Here is a 3,253-nt window from a genome sequence, read left to right as displayed (position 1 = left end):
GCCGCTGCGCGCCCTTGCGCTGCAGAACCTGCAACTGGGTACGGACAGTCAGACGCTCACCAAGACCGAAAGGAAATACCATGTCAGCACTTGTTCAATACTCAAATGTTTCGTTATTCACATCAGAAGAAAAGGGCATCCTTGACCAGGCCGCAAGCATTCTCAAATCCAAACTGTTTATCTCAGAACAAACGCCATTAACCTCGCCTGAATTGGTGAAATCGTTCTGTCAAACGTCCTTGGCCGCTTGTGAGTCTGAAGTGTTTGGGATTATCTTCCTCGATAATCAACATCGAGTGTTGCGCACCAAAGAGATGTTCTACGGTACCGTTAATGCCGCTTCGGTCTATCCGCGTGAAGTCGTGAAAGCGTCGCTGGCCGCGAACGCGAGTGCGGTTATTCTCTATCATAACCACCCAAGTGGCGACGCCACCCCAAGTCAAGCTGACCGACGCATTACCCGTCAACTGACGGATGCGTTGGCATTGGTTGATATCCGAGTACTGGACCACTTTGTGGTTTCATTTGAGTGTGTGGTGTCTTTTTCTGAGCGAGGCTGGATTTAAAAAAGCGGCTTATGGCCGCTGATTGAAACAGGGTAGGAGACTACCCTTTAACACATTTTTGGACATAAACGTGTTATATCACTCGCTAAATTAGCGATAAACGGATTAATTGAGGTATGGAAAAAAGCCTTGAGAACCATTGTCCAGTAGAAACATAAACTCCCCCCAATATAATTGAATTTCGTCAGAGCTTATTTGTTAGGTGCGTTCTCAAACAATGCTATAGCTCATCGTACTTACAGATTTCAATTTGATCTTGGCTAATACCGCAACCAATAAGGGCTTGAGCATGCTCTGTTCTCTCTTCATCGGTATAACAGCAAACTTTCCATCGCGCACCTTCAGTACCATTAGCAATGCGGCGGAAGTATGGCAAGTCGATTGCGTTCAATGAATGGCCAATAATCACAACCTCTGTAACGTCCCCAAGCTCTTCAAAATAACTGCTATTCTGTTCTAAAACGTCATCAACTGGCTTTTTAAGTGCATGAAGGGGATACCTAGCAGCACTTTCAGCATCCGAAAACATCGAACGAGTGCTCTCTCCGTCTTCATCAACTTCTGGTATCTCTACAATATTTTCTCCATGACCAAAAATTAAATCATCGTTGGTCTCAGCACGCCCATGAATATGGAACACGCTTTCATCTTCAATGCCATAGATGAGTTGAAGGGTTGATGTGTAGTTAAAAGTGATAAAATGTGCATTTTCAGGAAACGTGATTTTCTCGCTCGCCCGAGTTACATCTATTTGGTTAACCCACCCAATGAAAGTTTCTTTCACCGTAGAAACATGTATATCGGTTTGCTCAGTAAGTTCATCTTCTAACCCATAAACAAAACTAGGCCTAAAGTCTTCTGCTTGAATATCGACTTCATTATGAAAATCAAAGAAGTCTTCCCAACAGAAAGCACCCAGCGCGTTCTCAAAGTCATGCCAAGGTTCATGATCATGTAAGTCGAAAGAGTAATAATTTTCTAGCTCATCTAGAGTACTTTGTGCGAACTCATAAAACTGACTGTAACTTGTTGGCAAATCGTGCCAAAGATCAAATCCATTACCAATTATATAAAGTGTTGTCATCTTTCTCATACCTCATAGCCCTAATGTCTTGTTATATGTATATGCTTTACAAGCCAAATGCTGTAAATACACTTTGCTGCTTATGATGCGGTAAAACAAAGTTGACGCCCAACGGTGATAGTGGTTTTTGATATTCGACAAGTATGTTGAAGGTATTAACGTAAACACTGCCAATTCGCTTTCTTTCATAGAAAGTATCATTGATAAATCGCGCATAGAAGCCCGCGATCAAGTCTGCCACTTGAACTCCTGAACTCAAGTTTGAGTTAACAAATTCAAGCCTAAAGTCACTATGAACATCTAGATCAGAATTAGGAATCGGTGGAGAGTTCTTTGAGATACTATTCTGAACTATATATTCTTTCGATTTTTCTAAAATAACATCGAAGTCCCGCTGTTCATCGTGCATCAAAACTATGTTCTCAACATTTCCCAAATGATACTTGTTCAAGCGACCAATAATGTTAAAAAATGAATGCACATGCGGCAGTATATTTATTTTTTTAGCTTTCGATTTTCTTTTACTTTTGTTTAATATATCAGGGATTGGTAGATAACTTTCAACAGCCTTTTCATCACCATACTCAAGACAAAAAGACTGAAACTCGTCTATTGAAGCAGCCAATAACCGACTGACATCTCGTTTTTCAAGCATGCTACAACTCGTGCTGTCAAAGTAAGCTTTTAACTCACTCAGGAAGTCAATGACCTTAACGCTTTGTCTTTGAAGACAAACTTTATTAAATAGTTCTAAGTATTTTAGTGGAAGCTCATGCCACATGTAGTCTGCTAAATGATTTCGGGCATATTGGTTGTGTCCATTCGTTTCATCTATTTCACCATAGAAAGGTATAATCAGGCTGCTGATTAAATTAGTAATTATGCAAAACTTCTTATCAACTAACTCTACAAATATAGGAACTCTGTTTCCAACAAGATATTTTGCAAGTTCAAGGAAAAACTCAGGCTTATAAGCATAAATTTCGGTTGATTTCAGTTCATTCTCAACTCCATATTTCAGTTTGAGATCAGACAATTTATCTGCAACGGCCTTTTCATCATCAACTCCAACACACGATAATGCGAACAAAGGTTGACCACCAAACTGCAATGAGAACTCTGGCTTAATCAAATCGCCAGTATTACCACTTTCATCCAAGTAATATCGATGCATATTTATTCCTCTAAGCACATAACGCTTTCTAGACGGAATACTTCCGCTTCTACATTCCGTCTATCTTGCTCGCTCTAAATAAGCAACTCAAATCATATATGTAAGCAATGTGACTTTTGTACATGTACCAAGGAAGAATCACGGAAATAGTCAGTCTCTTATCCCTGCACCGTGTTATTAGTTATGGTATGGCAAACTAACATTAACAGTGTATGAATGATTATTTACTCTAAGAAGGAAAGGGGGCAAAGATTACTTAGAGTAAATGAACTAAATTGATGTGTAGAAAGAAACCAACATGGTGCAGAATTTTTATCATGGTACTGTTTTGACTACCCTAAAGCTCGAATCAGGCAGCTTTATAGAAGAAAACTTACGGCCTTACTATTCGGATGTCCTTTATTCTCTTAAAACGTCTCAGGGGGAAGG

3 protein-coding genes and 1 pseudogene are annotated in these 3,253 nt (G+C 39.9%); 2 read left to right on the top strand and 2 right to left on the bottom strand.

Translation table 11 applies throughout. The features are described 5' to 3' along the window. The first annotated feature begins 80 nt into the window (after positions 1-80). The gene (gene radC / locus AB4496_RS26255) at positions 81-566 is read left to right on the top strand and encodes a DNA repair protein RadC (protein ID WP_102257500.1); all 486 of its coding nucleotides are present in this window, start codon (positions 81-83) and stop codon (positions 564-566) included. A gap of 220 nt (positions 567-786) precedes the next feature. On the opposite strand, the gene AB4496_RS26250 is transcribed toward radC, so the two are convergent. Together AB4496_RS26250 and AB4496_RS26245 are read right to left on the bottom strand one after the other, a co-directional pair. Next, positions 787-1,659: a bacteriophage abortive infection AbiH family protein gene (locus AB4496_RS26250; protein WP_240798320.1), complete on the bottom strand. Its 873-nt coding sequence runs from the start codon at positions 1,657-1,659 to the stop codon at positions 787-789. A 37-nt stretch (positions 1,660-1,696) separates the two neighbouring features. Then, complete coding sequence (locus AB4496_RS26245; protein ID WP_102257498.1) at positions 1,697-2,824, bottom strand: DUF3800 domain-containing protein; 1,128 nt, start codon at positions 2,822-2,824, stop codon at positions 1,697-1,699. A 328-nt stretch (positions 2,825-3,152) separates the two neighbouring features. On the opposite strand from AB4496_RS26245, the pseudogene AB4496_RS26240 reads away from it, so the two are divergent. Continuing rightward, a pseudogene (locus AB4496_RS26240) lies at positions 3,153-3,253 on the top strand (Rpn family recombination-promoting nuclease/putative transposase); the annotation flags it as partial.

Origin of the sequence: Vibrio sp. 10N.222.46.A1 (genome assembly GCF_041473595.1) — a bacterium.
Lineage (GTDB): Bacteria > Pseudomonadota > Gammaproteobacteria > Enterobacterales > Vibrionaceae > Vibrio > Vibrio tasmaniensis_A.
This window is presented reverse-complemented; position numbering and strand designations above follow the sequence as displayed.

Bases quoted from the DNA above. Each gene is read 5' to 3' on its own strand.
- AB4496_RS26245 (WP_102257498.1), bottom strand. From the start codon at position 2,824: ATGCATCGATATTACTTGGATGAAAGTGGTAATACTGGCGATTTGATT.
- radC (WP_102257500.1), top strand. From the start codon at position 81: ATGTCAGCACTTGTTCAATACTCAAATGTTTCGTTATTCACATCAGAA.
- AB4496_RS26250 (WP_240798320.1), bottom strand. From the start codon at position 1,659: ATGAGAAAGATGACAACACTTTATATAATTGGTAATGGATTTGATCTT.